This is a genomic window from Streptomyces sp. 12E (assembly GCF_055633275.1).
In genome coordinates, this window is record NZ_JBVNCJ010000001.1 from 3,617,033 (window position 1) to 3,636,255 (window position 19,223).

Genomic DNA, 19,223 nt, shown 5'->3' on the forward strand with positions numbered 1-19,223 from the left:
CGGGCGGCAGGCCGGCTAACCGGCCGGGCCTCCGAAGAAACCGTTGTCGCCCCCGTTGGCGTTGCCTCTGCTGTCTCCGGTGTCACTGCTGGACGTCGGATCCGGCGAGCTGGTCGCTCCTCCGTCCGTGCCGCCGTTGTCCGTGCCGCCGTTGTCCGTGCCGCCCGTCTCCTCCTCACCGTCGTCCCCGCAGTTGAAGTCGAACGGCCCGCACGTGGTGGTGCTGGTCGGTGGCGGCGGCGTGACCTCGGTCTGTGTGGACGGCGGAGGCGCCGACGGCGTCTCCGCCTCTTCCTTTTCTTCCTCGGTCTCCGTGGCGGTCGGAGTGGGAGACGGCGCCCCGATCCCGTGCGCGATCTCGCCGATCTTCTCGGCCTTGGGGAATCCGGGGTCGTCCTCGCCCTTCAGCGCGGCCTTCATGTACTCGGTCCAGATCTGCGTGGGGACGTCACCGCCGTGGATGGAGTCCTCACCCGCCGTACCGTTCATGGAGAGCAGTTTGTGGTCCTTGGGGTCCTCACGGAACATGGCGACCGAGGTCGCGAGCTGCTGGGTGTAGCCGACCCACCACGCGGACTTGTTCTCGTCGGTCGTACCCGTCTTGCCGGCTGCCGCACGCCCCAGCCCTTGCGCCTGGTAACCGGTACCGTTCTCGATCACGTTCTCGAGGACCTCGGTGACGTTGTGCGCCACGTTCTCGGGCATCGCCAGCTTGACCCGTGGCTTCTCGAAGCCGGGCAGTTCCGACCCCTTGTGCTTGACGGCGGTCACCGAGTACGGGTCGGCCTGCTTGCCGGACGCCGCGAAGGTCGCGTAGGCGTCGGCCATGCGGATCGCGCTGGGGGTCGACGTACCCAGGGCGAACGACGCGTTGAGGTCGGCGAAGCTTTCCTTCAGAATGCCGGACTTCTGGGCGACGTCCGCCACGTTCTTCATCCCCACGTCCATGCCGAGCTGCACGAACGGGGTGTTGACGGACTGCTCCATCGCCTTGTGCAGGGTGATGTAACCCCACTTGTAGTCGGTCTCGTTCTCCTGGTAGAAGGGCGTGTTGTCCTTCTTGAGGACGAGGGAGCCGTCGTTCTCCCTGATCTGCAGGTGGTCGTTGCCGTTGTACTTGCTGAGCGGCGAGACGCCTTCACCGTTCGTCTTGTACGTTCCGTGCTGCATCGCGGCGGCCAGCACGAACGGCTTCCACGTCGAACCGACGGGGACACCCGAGGTGTCCGCGTTGTTGTTGAAGTGACCGTTCTCGAAACCGGCACCACCGTAGAGCGCGACGATCGCGCCGTCGTTGGGCTTCACCGACGCCGCGCCGAACTGGACGTGCTGGTCCTTCTCTCGCTTCTTCGGGTCGAGCTTCTCCTTCTCGACCTTCTTCACGGCCTTGGCCAGCGCATCGACCTTGTCCTTCTCGAAGGTCGTGTAGATCTGGAAGCCGCCCTGGTCGAACTGCGCCTCCGTGATGTCGGAGCTCTTCAGGACGTAGCGCTTCGCCGTGTCGACGAGATAGCTGACCTGACCGGTCATGCCCTTGACCGCCTTGCGGCCCTGCGGCTCGGGGTACTCCTTGACCGCCTTCTGGTACTCGGCGTCCGAAAGGTGCTCGTCCGCGTGCATCTGCTCGAGGATCCAGCTCCAGCGCTCCTCGGAGCGCTCACGGTTGGCCTCGGCGGTGGCGGAGGAGTCGAGGTTCACGTTGCCCGCGGGGTCGTAGTACGTCGGGCCCTTGAGCAGGGCGGCGAGGAAGGCGCACTCACTGGGCGTGAGATCGACCGCGTCCTTGCCGTAGTAGGTCTGGGCGGCGGCCTGGATGCCGTAGGCGCCACGGCCGTAGTACGAGGTGTTCAGGTACCCCTGGAGGATCTCCTTCTTGGTGAGCTTGGTGCCCACCTTGATCGAGATGAACATCTCCTTGAACTTCCGGGAGATCGTCTGGTCCTGGCTCAGGTAGGTGTTCTTCACGAACTGCTGGGTGATCGTCGAACCGCCCTGGGTGTCCCCACCCGTGGCCATGTTGCCGAGCGCCCGGGCGATACCCATGGGGTCGATGCCCGAGTCGTCGTAGAAGCTCTTGTTCTCGGCCGAGATCACCGCCCACTGCATGGCCGCGGGGATCCGGTCGATCGTGACGTTCTGCCGGTTCTGGCCGCTGCCGGTGGCGACCATCTGGGTTCCGTCCGCCCAGTAGTAGACGTTGTTCTCGGAGCGTGCCGCGGCGTTCTCCTCGCTGGGCACGCTCACCATGGCGTACCCGATCCCCGCCACGGCGACCAGGCCGCCGAGGAACGCGAGGCACAACCCGGACACGAGCTTCCACGACGGCGTCCAGCGACGCCAGCCGTCCTTGTCGTGGCGCGGATAGTCGATGATCCGCTTCTTTCCGGGCGAGGCCGCGCGCCCGCCGCCCCGGCCGGGGCCCGCGGCCCCGGCACGGCGGCCACCGCCTCTCTGTGCCGCGCGTCGCGCCTCGGCGCGGCTGCCGTAGGTGTGCTCCTCACCCCCCGAGCCGCGGGAGCCCGACCCATAGGAATCGGACGGAGACCCGGTGGCGCCTCGCGGTGCCGCGCGGCGGCCGGAGGACGAGCCGGACTGGCCGCGTCGGGCCGCGGCACGTCCGCCTCCCTGCGGCTGCGGCGGTTTGCGACGGTGCTCGCTCATCGAACGACTACTCCTCGGGCAGGCGCACCCTTGCGCGCCTGGAAACGGCGGCTGGTTTCCGGTCCCCCCGAAGTACGGATGCGGCGCTTCGCGCATTCACCCGTACCGCACCGGGGACCAAGACGTCCCCGGGCGTCACTCGGTTCCCGGTGGTCTGCATGGCGCACAGACTACGCACCGCCAAAACCCGCCGGGCACAGAAGTTCACCTCAAATCAGGCAACTTGCTCCCGATCAATCGACGATGTGATCCCGTTCACTTTTCTCCCCCTTGTCGCATCCGGAAGGCCGTTCTATCGTCTTGATGTATCGAGTCGATACATCAGATCGGCATAAGGGCGGCGACGGGCCGCACATGAGTCCGTCACGGCACGACCGCGGCAGAGGGGAGGCGACGATGAGCCGGCGTTCCGGGATCCTCGAGTTCGCCGTACTCGGCCTGCTCCGCGAGTCCCCGATGCACGGCTATGAGCTGCGTAAACGACTCAATACGTCACTGGGTGTGTTCCGTGCGTTCAGCTACGGGACGCTCTACCCCTGCCTCAAGACGCTGCTCGCAAACGGCTGGTTGATCGAGGAACCGGGGAACACCAGCGAGGACGCCCTCGCCGCTCCGCTCACGGGGCGACGCGCCAAGATCGTCTACCGGCTGACGGCGGAGGGCAAGGAGCACTTCGAGCAGCTGCTTTCCCAGACGGGACCGGACGCGTACGAGGACGAGACCTTCGCCGCGCGGTTCGCCTTCTTCGGACAGACGTCCCGCGACGTACGCATGCGCGTGCTCGAGGGCCGCCGCAGCCGGCTGGAGGAGCGCCTCGAGAAGATGCGAGCCTCCCTGGCGCGGACCCGGGAGCGCCTCGACGACTACACGCTCGAGCTCCAGCGCCACGGGATGGAGTCCGTGGAGCGCGAAGTGCGCTGGCTGAACGAGCTCATCGAGAGCGAGCGGGCCGGGCGGGACCTGAAGGGATCCGCCACCGGGGGACCCGCTCAGCAGGACACCACATCTGGAGCGACGGGCGGCCTGCCCCGGACCGGGGACGAGCCCCGGCCGGATACGCCCGACGACACCGCCACGTGAGACCCGTTCAGGGCCTCACTCGTACACACAGGGAGCAACCGGAATGGGTTCGGTTCGCGTAGCCATCGTCGGCGTGGGCAACTGCGCCGCATCGCTGGTGCAGGGCGTCGAGTACTACAAGGACGCCGACCCGGCGTCCAAGGTCCCGGGCCTGATGCACGTCCAGTTCGGCGACTACCACGTCCGTGACATCGAGTTCGTCGCCGCCTTCGACGTGGACGCCAAGAAGGTCGGCCTGGACCTCGCGGACGCCATCGGCGCCTCCGAGAACAACACCATCAAGATCTGCGACGTGCCGAACAGCGGCGTCCAGGTCCAGCGCGGCCACACCCTCGACGGTCTCGGCAAGTACTACCGGGAGACCATCGAGGAGTCCGCCGAGGAGCCGGTCGACGTCGTCCAGATCCTCAAGGACAAGCAGGTCGACGTCCTCGTCTGCTACCTGCCCGTCGGCTCCGAGGACGCGGCGAAGTTCTACGCCCAGTGCGCCATCGACGCCAAGGTCGCCTTCGTCAACGCCCTCCCGGTCTTCATCGCCGGCACCAAGGAGTGGGCGGACAAGTTCACCGAGGCGGGCGTCCCGATCGTCGGTGACGACATCAAGTCCCAGGTCGGCGCCACCATCACGCACCGCGTCATGGCGAAGCTGTTCGAGGACCGCGGTGTCGTCCTGGACCGCACGATGCAGCTGAACGTCGGCGGCAACATGGACTTCAAGAACATGCTCGAGCGCGACCGCCTCGAGTCCAAGAAGATCTCCAAGACGCAGGCCGTCACCTCGCAGATCCCCGACCGGGATCTCGGCGAGAAGAACGTCCACATCGGCCCGTCCGACTACGTGGCCTGGCTGGACGACCGCAAGTGGGCCTACGTCCGCCTGGAGGGCCGCGCGTTCGGTGACGTCCCGCTGAACCTGGAGTACAAGCTCGAGGTCTGGGACTCCCCGAACTCCGCCGGTGTCATCATCGACGCCCTGCGCGCCGCGAAGATCGCCAAGGACCGGGGCATCGGCGGCCCGATCCTCTCGGCGTCCTCGTACTTCATGAAGTCCCCGCCGGTGCAGTACTTCGACGACGAGGCCCGCGAGAACGTCGAGAAGTTCATCCAGGGCGAGGTCGAACGCTGAGACCTCCCCCTTGTGGGCAGGTGAGGGTCTCCGGGGCACATGTCCCGGAGACCCTCTCCGTATGTGAGGCTGTGCCTCATGGCCATCGTCCGTGACCTGCGCGTTCTGCTGCGCCTCCAGGGCTTCAGACGCCTGCTCGCCGTCCGGTTGCTCTCCCAGGGCGCCGACGGCGTCTTCCAGGTCGCGCTCGCCGCCTACGTGGTCTTCTCCCCCGAGAAGCAGACGTCGGCCACGGCGATCGCCTCCGCCATGGCGGTCCTGCTCCTCCCGTACTCCGTGGTCGGCCCCTTCGCGGGAGTCCTCCTGGACCGCTGGCGCCGCCGCCAGGTCTTCCTGTACGGCAACCTGCTGCGCGCCCTGATGGCCTCGGTGACCGCCCTTCTGATCCTCGGCCGGGCGCCCGACTGGCTCCTCCTCGTCGCCGCCCTGTGCGTCACGGGCGTCAACCGCTTCGTCCTCGCCGGGCTGTCCGCCGCGCTGCCTCGTGTGGTGGACAGCGAGCGGCTGGTCGTCGCCAACTCCCTGTCCCCGACCGCCGGGACGCTCGCCGCGACCGCGGGCGGGGGTCTCGCCTTCCTCGTCCGTCTGGTCATCGCCGACTCCGACGCGGCCGTGGTGCTCGTGGGCGCCGCGCTGTACCTGTGCGCGGCCATGGCCTCACTGCGCATGGCGAAGGAACTGCTCGGTCCCGAACGCGCGTTGGTGCACCCCCGGCTGGCCACGGCACTCACCGGGACGGCGCGCGATCTGCTGGCAGGCGTACGGCACCTCGCCGGTCCCCGGCGCAGGGGGGCCGCCTGGGCGCTCACCGCGATGTCGCTCATGCGGTTCTGCTACGGCGCGGTGCTCGTCATGCTGCTGATGCTCTGCCGGTACGCCCTGACGTCGACCACCGACGAGGGACTCGCCCTGCTGGGGCTGGCGTTGGGCGTGTCCGGAGCCGGCTTCTTCACCGCGGCCGTCCTCACGCCCTGGGCCGCGGGGCGGCTCGGTCCCGGCCGCTGGATCGTGGTGTGCGCCGCTACGGCAGCCGTGCTGGAGCCGTTGCTCGGTCTGCCCTTCGCCTCCGGCCCTCTGCTGGCCGGGGCGTTCGTCCTCGGTCTGACCACCCAGGGTGCGAAGATCGCCACGGACACCCTCGTCCAGACCTGTGTCGACGACGCCTTCCGCGGCCGGATCTTCTCCGTGTACGACGTCCTGTTCAACGTGTCCTTCGTCGGTGCCGCGGGAGTGGCCGCCCTGATGCTCCCGCCGGACGGTCGATCGGTCCCGATGGTGGTAACGATCGCCGTTATCTACGGAGCAGTAGCTGCGACTATGGCCCGTTTTGAGCGCCAGTAAGTGTCACATCAATGCCACAGAGCCTTATTGGGCTACGGAGCTGTCAGTGCGGACCGATAGCTTACGTGCGTCTTATCAGCGCATCTTTTGCGCCACGCACCTATGTTCCAGGGGGACTCTCACGTGACCACTCCGCCGCCCCAGGGCAACCCGTTCGCACAGGGCCAGCAGCAGCCCTACGGCCAGCCCCAGGGCCAGGCTCCCTTCCCGCAGCAGGCGGGCCAGCCCGGTTTCCCCCCACCGGGCGCTCCGGTCCCCCCGCAGCAGGGCCGCAAGCTCAGCTTCAAGACGATCAAGAACATCGTCATCGTGGTGATCATCGCCGCTGTGGCCATCGGCAGCTGGATCGTCAGCCGGGACGATGCCAACACCGCCGCGGTCGGCGACTGCCTGAAGTCCGCGTCGTCGTCTTCGGACCGCATGGAGGTAGTGGACTGCTCCTCCGCGGACGCCGAGGCGAAGGTCATCAAGAAGATCAAGGGTCACCACACGCAGTTCACCGCCGAGGCCGCGTGCGGCAAGGTCGAGGGCGCCACCGGCTTCTACGCGGAGACGGGCGACGGGGAAGAGTTCCTCCTCTGCCTCACCAACCTCTGAGCCGGCCCGTTCACCAGATGACGAGGGCGGTGTTTCACGTGAAACACCGCCCTCGTCACGCCAGCGGGGTCATGTTTCACGTGAAACATGACCCCGTTCCGCGCGCTCAGCCCTGCTGTTCGGCCCACCACTCCTTGAGTGCCGCCACCGCTGCGTCGTGCTCCATCGGACCGTTCTCCAGTCGGAGCTCCAGCAGGTGCTTGTACGCCTGACCGACGGCCGGGCCCGGCTTGACGCCGAGGATCTCCATGATCTGATTGCCGTCGAGGTCCGGGCGGATGGCGTCCAGCTCCTCCTGCTCCTGGAGCTGGGCGATGCGTGCCTCCAGGCCGTCGTACGCACGCGAGAGCGCCGAGGCCTTGCGCTTGTTGCGGGTCGTGCAGTCCGAACGGGTCAGTTTGTGGAGCCGTCCGAGAAGCGGTCCGGCATCGCGGACATAGCGGCGCACCGCAGAATCCGTCCACTCTCCCGTGCCGTAGCCGTGAAAGCGCAGATGGAGCTCGACGAGGCGCGAGACGTCCTTCACCAGCTCGTTGGAGTACTTGAGCGCCGTCATGCGCTTCTTGGTCATCTTCGCTCCGACCACTTCGTGGTGGTGGAACGAGACACGTCCGTCTTTCTCGAAGCGCCGCGTGCGCGGCTTGCCGATGTCGTGCAGCAAAGCTGCCAGGCGAAGAGTCAGATCGGGCCCCTCCTCCTCAAGGGCCATCGCCTGCTCCAAGACGATCAACGTGTGGTCGTAGACGTCCTTGTGCCGGTGGTGCTCGTCCCGCTCCAGGCGCAGGGCCGGCAGCTCGGGCAGCACGCACTCGGCGATCCCGGTGTCCACGAGCAGGGACAGTCCCTTACGCGGGTGCATGGAGAGGATCAGCTTGTTCAACTCGTCCCGCACGCGCTCGGCGGAGACGATCCCGATGCGCCCGGCCATCTCCTTCATCGCGGTGACGACCTCGGGTGCCACCTCGAAGTCGAGCTGTGCGGCGAAACGGGCGGCCCTCATCATCCGCAGCGGATCGTCCGAGAAGGACTCCTCGGGCGTGCCCGGGGTGCGCAGCACCCGCGCGGCCAGATCAGCACGACCATCATGCGGATCGATGAACCGCTTCTCCGGCAACGCGACGGCCATCGCGTTCACCGTGAAGTCACGACGGACCAGATCCTCCTCGATCGAGTCGCCGTACGACACCTCCGGTTTGCGCGAGGTGCGGTCGTACGCTTCCGAGCGATAGGTGGTCACCTCGATCTGGAAGCTTCGGTCGGCGTCTCCGACGCGGGCGTCCTTCTGCGCACCGACCGTACCGAAGGCGATCCCGACGTCCCAGACGGCGTCCGCCCAGGGGCGCATGATCTTCAGTACGTCCTGCGGGCGGGCGTCGGTCGTGAAGTCCAGATCGTTGCCGAGACGGCCGAGCAGCGCGTCCCGCACCGAGCCACCCACCAGGGCGAGTGAGAACCCGGCCTCCTGGAAGCGGCGGGCGAGGTCGTCGGCGACAGGGGCGACCCGCAGCAGTTCACTCACGGCGCGGTCCTGCGCCTGGCTCAGGGCACTGGTTTCTTCGTTGGCGTTCGGCACAACAGAAGAGGGTACGTGGCCCGAACGTCCGGGAGCGCCCTCATAACGCGCGCGGACACCCCCGCCGATACACGGACAAGGCCCGCGCTCCCGATCTTGCAGGACCGGTCCGCGGCACTTCCTTCCAGCGCACATCGTTACCATGCGTGGACGCACATTCCGACGACCACTGACGAAGACGAGGGACGGGCGAGCGCGTGGCCGAGGCGGCAGACTTCCAGGGGACGAGTCCCTCACCTGCCCGCCGCTGGCTGCGGCGCACCGGAGCCCTGCTCGCCGGAGTGCCCCTGCTGACGGGGCTCGTCCAGTTGCCCACCGCGCCCCCCGCGGACGCCTCCGGTGCGGACGCGTCGCAGGCCGCCTCCAACAAGGGCTCGGTCTCCGTCTCGATTGACACCCTCACCCCCGGCGCCCCCACCGAGGGCGACACCGTCACCGTGTCCGGGACAGTGACCAACAAGGGCAGGCAGACCGTCACCGACGCTCATGTGGGACTTCGTGTGGGGCCGCTGCTGAACACCCGCTCGGGTATCGACAGCATCGCGAAGAACAGCACCGACGTACAGAGCGTCATCGGCGCGGAGGTCGACGACAAGTACGCCGAGGAGTTCGACAAGCTCACTCCCGGCGTCTCGCAGCCTTTCACCCTCTCCGTACCGGTGAACAAGCTGGATCTCGGGCAGGACGGCGTCTACCAGCTGTCCGTGGCGCTCTCCGGAGAGACCTCCGCACAGCCCTGGCCGCAGACCCTCGGCGTCCAACGGACGTTCCTGCCGTGGCAACCCGACGAAGCCGGCACGAAGACGAAGACGACGTTCATGTGGCCGCTGATCTCCACCTCCCACATGACGGCGGAGACGGGTTCGGACGAGCAGCAGACCCCGGTCCTCCAGGACGACGACCTGGCCGAGGAGATCTCCCCGGGCGGACGGCTGGACCGGATGGTGGCGCTGGGCAAGGACCTCGACGTCACCTGGGTGATCGATCCGGACCTGCTGGCTTCCGTCGAGGCGATGACCGACCGTTACGAGGTCCCCGGCGAGGGTGACACCACCGTCGTCGGCGGCCACCAGTCGGTCGCCAAGCGATGGCTCACCGAGGTACAGAAGGCCGTGGCGGACAAGGAGGTCGTCGTGCTCCCGTTCGGCGACCCCGACCTGGCTTCCCTGGCGCACAACGGCACGTCCGTCACCGGCTCGCTGAGCCACCTCAAGGAAGCCAGCGACGTCGCCTCCAGCACCGTGGAGTCGATCCTCCACGTCAAACCCACCACGGACTTCGCCTGGCCCGTCAACGGTGCCGTCGACCCCTCCATCGTCAAGGTCGCCACATCCGCCGGGGCCGACAAGGTGATCGCCCGCAGCGACACCTTCGAGGAGACCCGCGGCCTGTCGTACACGCCCTCAGCGCCCCGGCCCATCGGCGGCGGCACCACGGCCGTCGTCTCGGACGCACGGCTGTCCACGGCGTTCCAGGGCGACATGATCAAGGCCTCCGCCTCCACGCTCGCCGTGCAGCGGTTCCTGGCCCAGAGTCTGACCCTCGGACTGCAGACGGGAAAGCAGCGCAGCGTCGTCGTCGCACCGCAGCGCATGCCGTCCGCCAGCCAAGCCCAGACGATGGCCGAGGCGCTCACGATCCTCCAGGACGGAACCTGGTCCGAGTCGCAGAACCTCACGGCGGCTGCCAAGGCCGAACCGGACCCCGCTGCCACCACCAGGGTCCCCTCGGCCTCCGCATACCCCTCCTCGGTGCGCAAGCACGAGCTGCCGCGTGCCACGTTCGAGCAGATCGGGAGGACACAGGCCAAGCTCGACAAGTTCAAGGTGATCCTCTCCGACCAGTCCCGGGTGGTGACCCCGTTCGGACGTGCCCTGAACCGGGCGATGTCCGTGTCGTGGAGGGGCCGGCACTCCGAGGCGGCGATCTACCGGAGCGGCATCGAGTCGTACCTCGACACGCTCATCGGCCGGGTCAGACTGATCGACAAGTCGGAGACCAAACTCTCCGGTCGCAGTGCCACCATCCCCGTGACGGTCCAGAACAACCTGGTGCAGGGCGTCGAGCACTTGGTGCTGCGCCTCACCTCGACCAACCCGACCCGTCTCGAGATCGGTGGGGACTCCTACGAGGAGCAGCCCATCGCGGTCTCCGGCGGCCACAGCCAGTCGGTGAAGTTCACCACGTCCGCCAACGCCAACGGACGGGCGACGGTGGTCGCCCAGCTGTACACGCAGGACGGCCAGAAGTACGGCGAACCCGTCACGTTCGACGTGAAGGTCACCGAGATCACCGCCACGGTGATGCTGGTCATCGGCGGTGGCGTGCTGCTGCTCGTCCTCGCCGGTTTCCGGATGTACACCCAGCGCAAGCGGACCGCGGCCCGCGAGGCGGACGAGCAGGATCACGGGACGGACGAGGACGCCGACGCCCCGCAGAACCCGGAAGCCACCGGTGAGCGTCCCACCCGGGAATCCGGGACGGACACAGGGGCGGACGACCCGGAGCAGCCGAGTGACCCGACACCGGACACCGCACCGGAGAACGCCGGCCCGTCCGGCACGGGTGAGAGAGTGGACCGTTGAGGATGTCGTGGCCGGTGGGCCAGGGACGATGAGGTGGGGTAACCATGAACGCGCCGTACGACGGTGACCGCGGCCATGCCGCGGGCAACTCGGGCCATCCCGAGTCGGGCCCCCCGCAGGGTCCGCCGCCCGGGCACGACCAGGTGCCGCAGCCGCCCACCGACCCGTACCTCCAGGACGCCTACGACCAGGATCCCTACCGGGCGCAGGACCTCGCCGCCCAGGACCCGGTCGCCGAGGCGCTCTACGACCGCGCCGCGCACCCGCCACCCCCTCCCGGGGCCTTCCCCCCTCAGCAGCCGCTGTACGGGCAGCCGCCCCAGTCCCCGTACGCCCCCGACCCACGGGTATGGGCCCAGCCCCCCGCACCCGAGCCGGACGGACCGACGCAGTACCTGCCCTACGGCGACGACCCGCGCACCACACAGTTCGTGGGCGTGGACGACCTGGTCGGCCAGACCGGTGACCACCGCCACGAGCCGGACGCCTTCGCCCATCTGTTCCGTGATCAGCAGCAGAGCGGCGCCTTTCCCGACCAGCAGCAGAGTGGCGGGTACCCCCGGCAGCACGGTGGCGGGCACCCGGGCCATCCGCCGGTGAGCGGCCGGCAGCCCTACGCACCGGTGCCGGGACCGGCCGCTTCGACGCCCGGCCACTACGCGGGAGCCACTCCGCCGCCCGTCGCAGAAGCTCCCGCACCTGAGCCGGCCCCCGCCCCGAAGAAGGGCGGCCGGGCCGGGGGACTGCTGAAGTCGAGCGCCGTGATGGCGGCGGGCACGATGGTGTCCCGCCTCACGGGGTTCGTCCGGTCCGCGCTGATCGTCTCGGCCCTGGGCCTCGGACTGCTCGGCGACTCGTTCCAGGTCGCCTACCAGCTGCCGACCATGATCTACATCCTGACCGTCGGCGGTGGCCTCAACTCCGTCTTCGTACCGCAACTCGTGCGGGCGATGAAGGATGACGAGGACGGGGGCGAGGCGTACGCGAACCGTCTGCTGACGCTCGTCATGGTGGCCCTGGCGGCACTCACCGCCCTCGCGTGGCTCGCCGCCCCGCTCCTGGTACGCGCCCTGTCGAACCCGGTCGCCGGCAACCCCGAGGCCAACGACGTCGCCGTCACCTTCACCCGCTACTTCCTGCCCTCGATCTTCTTCATGGGCGTCCACGTGGTGATGGGCCAGATCCTGAACGCCCGCGGCCGTTTCGGCGCGATGATGTGGACCCCGGTCCTGAACAACATCGTCATCATCGTCACGCTCGGCGTCTTCATCTGGGTCTACGGCACCGCCGCGAACTCGCAGATGGAGGTCTCGAACATCCCTCCGGAGGGCCAGCGGCTTCTTGGCATCGGCGTCCTGCTCGGTCTCGTCGTCCAGGCCCTGGCGATGATCCCGTATCTCCGCGAGACCGGGTTCCGCATCCGCCCGCGCTTCGACTGGAAGGGGCATGGACTGGGCAAGGCGGCGATGCTGGCCAAGTGGACCATCCTGTTCGTCCTTGCCAACCAGGCAGGCGCTCTGGTGGTGACTCAGCTGTCCACCGCCGCGGGGCTGGATTCCGATGTGAAGGGCACCGGCTTCGCCGCATACGCCAACGCCCAGTTGATCTGGGGTCTGCCCCAGGCCATCATCACCGTCTCCCTGATGGCGGCCCTGCTGCCGCGCATCTCCCGCTCGGCCGCCGAGAACGACGGCGGCGCCGTCCGCGACGACATCTCCCAGGGCCTGCGCACCACGGCCGTCGCCATCGTGCCGGTCTCCTTCGGCTTCGTCTCGCTCGGCATCCCGATGTGCACGCTGATGTTCGGCTCCTCGGGTACCGGCGCGGCCACCAACATGGGCTACATGCTGATGGCTTTCGGCCTCGGCCTGATCCCCTACTCCGTGCAGTACGTCGTCCTGCGCGCCTTCTACGCCTATGAGGACACCCGGACCCCCTTCTACAACACGGTCATCGTGGCCGCGGGCAACGCGATCGCCTCGGGCATCTGCTACCTCATGCTCCCGGCCCGCTGGGCCGTGGTCGGCATGGCCGCCTCGTACGGCCTGGCCTACGCGATCGGTGTCGGCGTCGCCTGGAGCCGGCTGCGCAAGCGGCTGGGCGGGGACCTGGACGGCTCCAGGGTGCTGCGGACCTACGCGCGGCTGTGCATCGCCTCCGTTCCCGCCGCGCTGCTCAGCGGCGTGGCCTGCTACGGGATCGTGCAGACGCTCGGTCAGGACGTCCTGGGCTCGTTCGCGGCGCTGCTGGCCGGTGGGGCCGTGCTGTTCGGAGTCTTTTTCGTGGCCGCCCGCCGGATGCGGATCGAGGAAGTCAACTCGCTGGTCGGTATGGTGCGCGGACGCCTTGGACGCTGAGCCAGGGGGTAGGCGCACAACCATCGTCGGCCACTGTGTGTCGTGCATAGCGGCGGACTGTGGGCACAATTGGTCTCGGCGTCGAACGGCGCGCGACGGACGCCGGCCGACGCGCATGGGATGGGGAGGCAGGGAACGACGGTGGCCGAACGGAGCACAGCTGCCGTCGACGTGGCAGACGACAGTGGCGAGCAGCCGCTGACCGCGCAGGCGGACCAGTCCACGGCCGACGGGGTGGCCCAGAACCGGGAGCGGGACACGGACAACGACGAGGCACAGGAGAGCACCGGGCCCGGAGGTTCCACGATGTCCTCGCCACCCGAACTGCACAGCGGTCACAAGCTCGCCAGGCGTTACCGCCTCGAGGAGTGCGTCACCCGTCTGGACGGGTTCAGCAGTTGGCGTGCCGTGGACGAGAAGCTCCGCCGCGCCGTCGGCGTGCACATCCTGCCCGCGGATCACACACGCGCCCGATCGGTCCTGGCCGCGGCCCGTTCCTCCGCCCTGCTGGGCGACCCGCGCTTCGTCCAGGTCCTGGACGCCGTGGAGGAGAACGACGTCGTCTACGTCGTGCACGAGTGGCTTCCCGACGCCACCGAACTGACGACGCTTCTGGCGGCCGGCCCGCTGGAGGTGTACGACGCCTACCAGATGGTCAGCCAGGTCTCCGCCGCCATGGCCGCGGCCCATCGCGAGGGCCTCGCCCATCTGCGTCTGAACCCCAATGCCGTCCTGCGCACCTCGACCGGCCAGTGGCGCATCCGCGGCCTCGCGGTGAACGCGGCGCTGCGCGGCGTCGGCTCCGACACCCCGCAGCGCACCGACACCGAGTCCATCGGCGCCCTGCTCTACGCGGCGCTCACCCAGCGCTGGCCGTACGAGAACGACGCCTACGGCATGTCAGGACTGCCGAAGGACATCGGGCTGATCCCGCCCGACCAGGTGCGCGCCGGCGTCCACCGCGGGCTGTCCGAACTGGCCATGCGCGCGCTGGCCAATGACGGCGCCACCGCCTCGCGCCATGAGTCGGCGTGCACCACGCCCGAGGAACTGGTGAAGGCGATCGGCGAGATGCCCCGCATCCGTCCGCCGGAGCCCGCGTTCACCACCCCGCCCGACTACCAGCGCACGACGTACCAGCAAGGCACCTACGGACGTCCGGCGCCGCACCCGGGCGTCACCCAGCCCGTGCCTCCTCCGCCTCCCCCGCTGCAGAGCCGCACGGGCAAGACACTGAAGTGGGCCGTCTCGGCCCTGCTGATCGCCGCACTGGGCCTGGGCAGCTGGCAGCTCGCGGACGCCCTCATGGAACAGGGCGGCAAGGCGGACGACACGAACAAGACCCAGACGACGGACGGCGACGACAGCGGCGACGACAAGCCCAAGCCTGCCCGGCCCCTCAGCGTCCAGGGTTCCCAGGAGTACGTCGCCGCGGGTGAGGCGCAGGCACCGGAGGATGTGGCCAACACCTACGACGGCGACGACTCCACCTACTGGCGCACGAAGAAGTACAACGCCGGCCCGACTCTCGCGCCGTACAAGCCCGGCGTCGGCATCGTCTACGACCTCGGTTCACCCCAGGAACTGTCGACCGCGTCGTTGAACCTCCGGTACGCCGGTGATCACACGACCGTGCACCTCTACGCCACCGACTCTCTGTCGCCCTCGACGGGGATCGAGGGAATGAAGGAGATCGGGACCGAGACCACCAGTGGGACGTCGCTCACGGTCAAGGCAGCCAAGTCGCCCAAGACCCGGTACGTCCTGGTGTGGATCACCGCTGTACCGAACGCCCCCTCCGACGGTTACAGCGGCGCAGGCTACAAACAGGCCATCACCGAAGTGACGTTCAAGGGCTGAGGAACCACGAAGCCGAAGGCGGAGGGGAGGTCCGGTGGCAGACGACAGCGCCTACGGCGACATCAGCGACCAGGACCTCCTCACCCGTCATGTGGAGGGCGACCCCGACGCCTTCGGTGAGCTCGTGCGCCGGCACCGTGACCGGCTGTGGGCCGTGGCACTCCGGACGCTCGGCGACCGCGAGGATGCCGCTGACGCCGTTCAGGACGCTCTCGTCTCCGCCTACCGGGCCGCCCACACCTTCCGCGGCCAGTCGGCCGTCACGACGTGGTTGCACCGGATCACGGTGAACGCCTGCCTGGACCGTGCCCGCAGAGCGGCCTCCCGCAAGACCGCTCCGGTCGACGACACGGAACGCATGGAGCAGTTGCTCGAACCCCACGAATCCGCCTCCGCTCCCGTCGAGCGCAACGACCTGCACCGTCAGCTCATCGAGGCCATGGGCACCCTCCCGCCCGATCAGCGGGCAGCACTCGTCCTCGTGGACATGCAGGGCTATCCAGTCGCCGAAGCCGCCCGCATCCTCGATGTGCCCACCGGCACGGTGAAGAGCCGCTGCGCGCGGGGCAGAGCCAGACTTCTGCCCCTGCTCTCCCATCTACGGCCGGACGGTCCCGGTGAGGGAAGGAAACAGGGCGAGGGACGGAACCGTATGCAGGGAGCGCCCGTCCCACCCGCAGCGGACCCGCGGCAAGCGGATCCACCGGATCCAGGATCGAGCGACCCGGCTGCAGTGAAGGGCGGAGGTGGGCGAGCGTGACGTCGACGGCAGACATGGCGGAGCACCCGGATGTCGCGGAGATCTCCGACCTGGCCGAAGGGCTCCTCCCGTCCGCCCGGAGCGCCGATGTACGCCGGCATCTGGACGCGTGCACGCTCTGCGCGGACGTCCATGCCTCGCTCGAGGAGATCCGCGACCTGCTCGGCACGGCGCCGGGCCCACCCCGCATGCCCGCCGAAGTGACGGGCCGCATCGACGCCGCGCTGGCCGCGGAAGCCCTGCTGCATGCCACGGCACCGGGCCCTGAGTCTGCCGGGGAACCCACCGGCGCTTCTCCCGTTTCCTCCGACGACGAACCCGTACGTGTTTCACGTGAAACATCGGCGCCTCAGGACCGGCCCGCCGGGCACCCCCGTTCCACCACGACCGGGCCGGGACGCAAGGCCCGCCCGCGCGGCGGGCGTCACCGGGTCGCCGTGCTGGGGACCGTGTTCACGGTCGCCGCACTGGGACTGGGATCGGTGGTGCTGTCCTCCATGGACGACGGCACCGGACAGGACGGGGGCCCCCGGACGGTCGTCTCGGACACCTTCTCCGAGGGAAAGCTGGAGAAGCAGGTCACCGACCTCCTTGCACGGAACCAAGGAGAGGTGAAGGGCTCCAGCACCGCGCACACCTTCGGGTCGCAGTCGGAACCCGACGCCGCCCGTCCCAGGGTTCTCAAGGGTCCTGCGGTACCCCAATGCGTCAGCGACGGCATCGGTCGCAACGATGCCGCACTCGCCACCGAGAAGGGCACGTACAGGGGGAAGGAGGCGATGCTCGTCGTGCTTCCCGATCCCTCGGACGACACGCGTGTGACCGCCTACCTCGTCGAGGCGACCTGTGTGGACAACCCGTCCGCGGCTGCCACGGCGAAGGTTCTGCTGAAGCACTCCTACACGCGCCCCTGACGCCCGACGCTTCGTCTCCCTCCTGCGTGGTATCCCGTACGATGCGCGGCTTCTCCGTGTCGGCAGTGGGGTGCGCCCGTGTGCCCGGACACCACGGGAATGCGCGCCCCTTAGGATCCGTTGGGTGGGGTGAGAGTTCCGAAAGAAGCTTCCCCCGGTCGACCGACGCAGACCAGAGACGAGGAATCAAGCCGTGAGCGACGTCCGTAACGTGATCATCATCGGCTCGGGGCCCGCCGGCTACACGGCGGCGCTCTACACCGCCCGCGCGTCGCTGAAGCCCCTGGTGTTCGAGGGCGCTGTCACCGCCGGCGGCGCGCTGATGAACACCACCGAGGTCGAGAACTTCCCCGGCTTCCAGGACGGCATCATGGGCCCTGAGCTCATGGACAACATGCGGGCCCAGGCGGAGCGCTTCGGCGCCGAACTCGTCCCTGACGACGTGGTCGCCGTCGATCTGACCGGTGAGATCAAGACCGTCACGGACACCGCCGGTACGGTCCACAAGGCCAAGGCCGTCATCGTCACCACCGGATCGCAGCACCGCAAGCTCGGCCTGCCCAACGAGGACGCCCTGTCCGGCCGCGGCGTCTCGTGGTGCGCCACGTGTGACGGGTTCTTCTTCAAGGACCACGACATCGCCGTGATCGGTGGTGGCGACACCGCGATGGAGGAGGCCACCTTCCTCTCCCGCTTCGCCAAGTCCGTGACGATCGTCCACCGCCGCGACACCCTGCGCGCCTCCAAGGCGATGCAGGAGCGCGCCTTCGCCGACCCGAAGATCTCGTTCGTCTGGGACAGCGAGGTCGCCGAGGTCCAGGGTGACCAGAAACTCTCGGGTCTGAAGCTGCGCAACGTCAAGACCGGTGAGCTCTCCGACCTGGCAGTGACCGGTCTGTTCATCGCGATCGGCCACGACCCGCGCACCGAGCTCTTCAAGGGCCAGCTGGAGCTGGACGAGGAGGGCTACCTGAAGGTCGAAGCACCCTCGACCCGCACGAACATCGCCGGTGTCTTCGGCGCCGGCGACGTGGTCGACCACACCTACCGCCAGGCGATCACCGCGGCCGGTACGGGCTGTTCCGCCGCCCTCGACGCCGAGCGCTTCCTCGCCGCTCTCTCGGACGAGGACAAGGCCGAGCCCGAGAAGACCGCTGTCTGACCCCCATCCGTCCCACGCACCAACCAGTTAAGGAGCCCGCTGTGGCCGGCACCCTGAAGCATGTGACCGACGACTCCTTCGAGCAGGACGTCCTCAAGAGCGACAAGCCCGTCCTGGTGGACTTCTGGGCCGCCTGGTGCGGTCCGTGCCGTCAGATCGCCCCCTCCCTCGAGGCGATCGCCGCCGAGTACGGGGACAAGATCGAGATCGTCAAGCTGAACATCGACGAGAACCCCGCCACGGCCGCCAAGTACGGCGTCATGTCCATCCCGACTCTGAACGTCTACCAGGGTGGCGAGGTCGCCAAGACCATCGTCGGTGCCAAGCCGAAGGCCGCGATCGTCCGCGACCTCGAGGACTTCATCGCCGAGTAGGAACCGACCGCCTCACCGGCGGCGCATGTTTCACGTGAAACACGAATGGGCCGACCCATCCGGGTCGGCCCATTCGTGTGAGGTGCATCAGAGAGGCCGCAGCGCGGGCTCCTTCTGCACCGCCCCGAGCAGCCGGTCCAGCGCCATCTCGACATCTTCCTTCCAGGAGAGCGTCGTCCTCAGCTCCAGCCTCAGCCGGGGATGGGTGGGGTGCTGGCGAACCGTCTTGAAACCCACGGCCAGCAGATGGTCGGCGGGCAGGACACAGGCCGGCTCCTTCCAGCGGGCGTCGCCGAACGCCTCGATCGCTTTGAAGCCCCGGCGCAGCAGGTCCTTGGCCACCGTCTGCACCATCACCCGGCCCAGCCCTTGTCCCTGGTACCCCGGCATGATGAACGCGGTCATCAACTGCACCGCATCGGGCGACACGGGGCTGGTGGGGAACGCCGCGGAGCGTGGCACATAGGCGGGTGGGGCGTAGAGGACGAAACCCACGGGGACGTCATCGACGTAGACGACCCTTCCGCAGGATCCCCAGTCCAGGAGGACGGCCGAGATCCACGCCTCCTTCTCGACCGCAGGGGTTCCCGCCTTTACCGCTGCCTCACCGCTGACGGGGTCGAGTTCCCAGAAGACGCACGAGCGACAGCGCTGGGGGAGATCCGGAAGGTTGTCCAGCGTGAGCGGTACGAGCCGACGGCCCATGAAGGCTGTTCCTCGCTTCCTCCGCCCGCTGCCTGGCGGGCGGCTGTCAGAGCGCTCCGTTCCCTGAGCAGGCTGCCGATGAAGCCACTGACGGCACCCACCCCCAGCCCTGCGCTCACCAGTCCGGT

14 protein-coding genes are annotated in these 19,223 nt (G+C 68.4%); 11 read left to right on the forward strand and 3 right to left on the reverse strand.

Features of this window, described 5'->3' with window-relative positions:
• Nucleotides 1-15: 15 nt before the first annotated feature.
• On the reverse strand, nt 16-2,661 hold the full coding sequence (locus ACZ8ZB_RS16850) for a transglycosylase domain-containing protein (protein ID WP_470738524.1): 2,646 nt from the start codon (nt 2,659-2,661) through the stop codon (nt 16-18).
• A gap of 396 nt (nt 2,662-3,057) precedes the next feature.
• On the opposite strand from ACZ8ZB_RS16850, the gene ACZ8ZB_RS16855 reads away from it, so the two are divergent.
• The 4 genes from ACZ8ZB_RS16855 (at nt 3,058) to ACZ8ZB_RS16870 (ending at nt 6,805) form a co-directional block, all read left to right on the forward strand.
• Nucleotides 3,058-3,741, forward strand: coding sequence for a PadR family transcriptional regulator (locus tag ACZ8ZB_RS16855; RefSeq protein WP_470738525.1), 684 nt, complete (start codon nt 3,058-3,060; stop codon nt 3,739-3,741).
• A gap of 43 nt (nt 3,742-3,784) precedes the next feature.
• A complete protein-coding gene (locus tag ACZ8ZB_RS16860; RefSeq protein ID WP_470738526.1) occupies nt 3,785-4,867 on the forward strand; it encodes an inositol-3-phosphate synthase in 1,083 nt (360 codons plus the stop codon).
• Between the two features lie 78 nt (nt 4,868-4,945).
• Nucleotides 4,946-6,208, forward strand: a complete 1,263-nt coding sequence (locus tag ACZ8ZB_RS16865) for an MFS transporter (protein WP_470738527.1) — start codon at nt 4,946-4,948, stop codon at nt 6,206-6,208.
• Between the two features lie 123 nt (nt 6,209-6,331).
• A complete protein-coding gene (locus tag ACZ8ZB_RS16870; RefSeq protein WP_470738528.1) occupies nt 6,332-6,805 on the forward strand; it encodes an LppU/SCO3897 family protein in 474 nt (157 codons plus the stop codon).
• A 106-nt stretch (nt 6,806-6,911) separates the two neighbouring features.
• Here ACZ8ZB_RS16870 and ACZ8ZB_RS16875 read toward each other — a convergent pair whose 3' ends face one another.
• The gene (locus ACZ8ZB_RS16875) at nt 6,912-8,378 is read right to left on the reverse strand and encodes a CCA tRNA nucleotidyltransferase (RefSeq protein WP_470738529.1); all 1,467 of its coding nucleotides are present in this window, start codon (nt 8,376-8,378) and stop codon (nt 6,912-6,914) included.
• Nucleotides 8,379-8,575: 197 nt separating this feature from the next.
• Here ACZ8ZB_RS16875 and ACZ8ZB_RS16880 point away from each other — a divergent pair, with 197 nt between their 5' ends.
• The 7 genes from ACZ8ZB_RS16880 (at nt 8,576) to trxA (ending at nt 18,390) form a co-directional block, all read left to right on the forward strand.
• Nucleotides 8,576-10,963 carry a DUF6049 family protein gene (locus ACZ8ZB_RS16880; protein ID WP_470738530.1) on the forward strand — a complete coding sequence of 796 codons (2,388 nt, stop codon included), beginning with the start codon at nt 8,576-8,578 and terminating at the stop codon, nt 10,961-10,963.
• Nucleotides 10,964-11,007: 44 nt separating this feature from the next.
• Nucleotides 11,008-13,320 (forward strand): murein biosynthesis integral membrane protein MurJ, encoded by a 2,313-nt coding sequence (gene murJ / locus ACZ8ZB_RS16885; RefSeq protein WP_470738531.1) that lies wholly within the window; start codon nt 11,008-11,010, stop codon nt 13,318-13,320.
• Between the two features lie 141 nt (nt 13,321-13,461).
• Nucleotides 13,462-15,180: a protein kinase family protein gene (locus ACZ8ZB_RS16890; RefSeq protein WP_470738532.1), complete on the forward strand. Its 1,719-nt coding sequence runs from the start codon at nt 13,462-13,464 to the stop codon at nt 15,178-15,180.
• A gap of 34 nt (nt 15,181-15,214) precedes the next feature.
• On the forward strand, nt 15,215-15,940 hold the full coding sequence (gene sigM / locus ACZ8ZB_RS16895; RefSeq protein ID WP_470738533.1) for an RNA polymerase sigma factor SigM: 726 nt from the start codon (nt 15,215-15,217) through the stop codon (nt 15,938-15,940).
• A complete protein-coding gene (locus tag ACZ8ZB_RS16900; RefSeq protein WP_470738534.1) occupies nt 15,937-16,854 on the forward strand; it encodes an anti-sigma factor family protein in 918 nt (305 codons plus the stop codon). Before sigM ends, ACZ8ZB_RS16900 begins: the two co-directional genes overlap by 4 nt.
• A 193-nt stretch (nt 16,855-17,047) precedes the next feature.
• On the forward strand, nt 17,048-18,016 hold the full coding sequence (gene trxB, locus ACZ8ZB_RS16905; RefSeq protein ID WP_470738535.1) for a thioredoxin-disulfide reductase: 969 nt from the start codon (nt 17,048-17,050) through the stop codon (nt 18,014-18,016).
• A gap of 41 nt (nt 18,017-18,057) precedes the next feature.
• Nucleotides 18,058-18,390, forward strand: coding sequence for a thioredoxin (trxA, locus tag ACZ8ZB_RS16910; protein ID WP_030820114.1), 333 nt, complete (start codon nt 18,058-18,060; stop codon nt 18,388-18,390).
• Nucleotides 18,391-18,477: 87 nt separating this feature from the next.
• Here trxA and ACZ8ZB_RS16915 read toward each other — a convergent pair whose 3' ends face one another.
• A complete protein-coding gene (locus tag ACZ8ZB_RS16915; protein WP_470738536.1) occupies nt 18,478-19,095 on the reverse strand; it encodes a GNAT family N-acetyltransferase in 618 nt (205 codons plus the stop codon).
• Nucleotides 19,096-19,223: the final 128 nt, after the last annotated feature.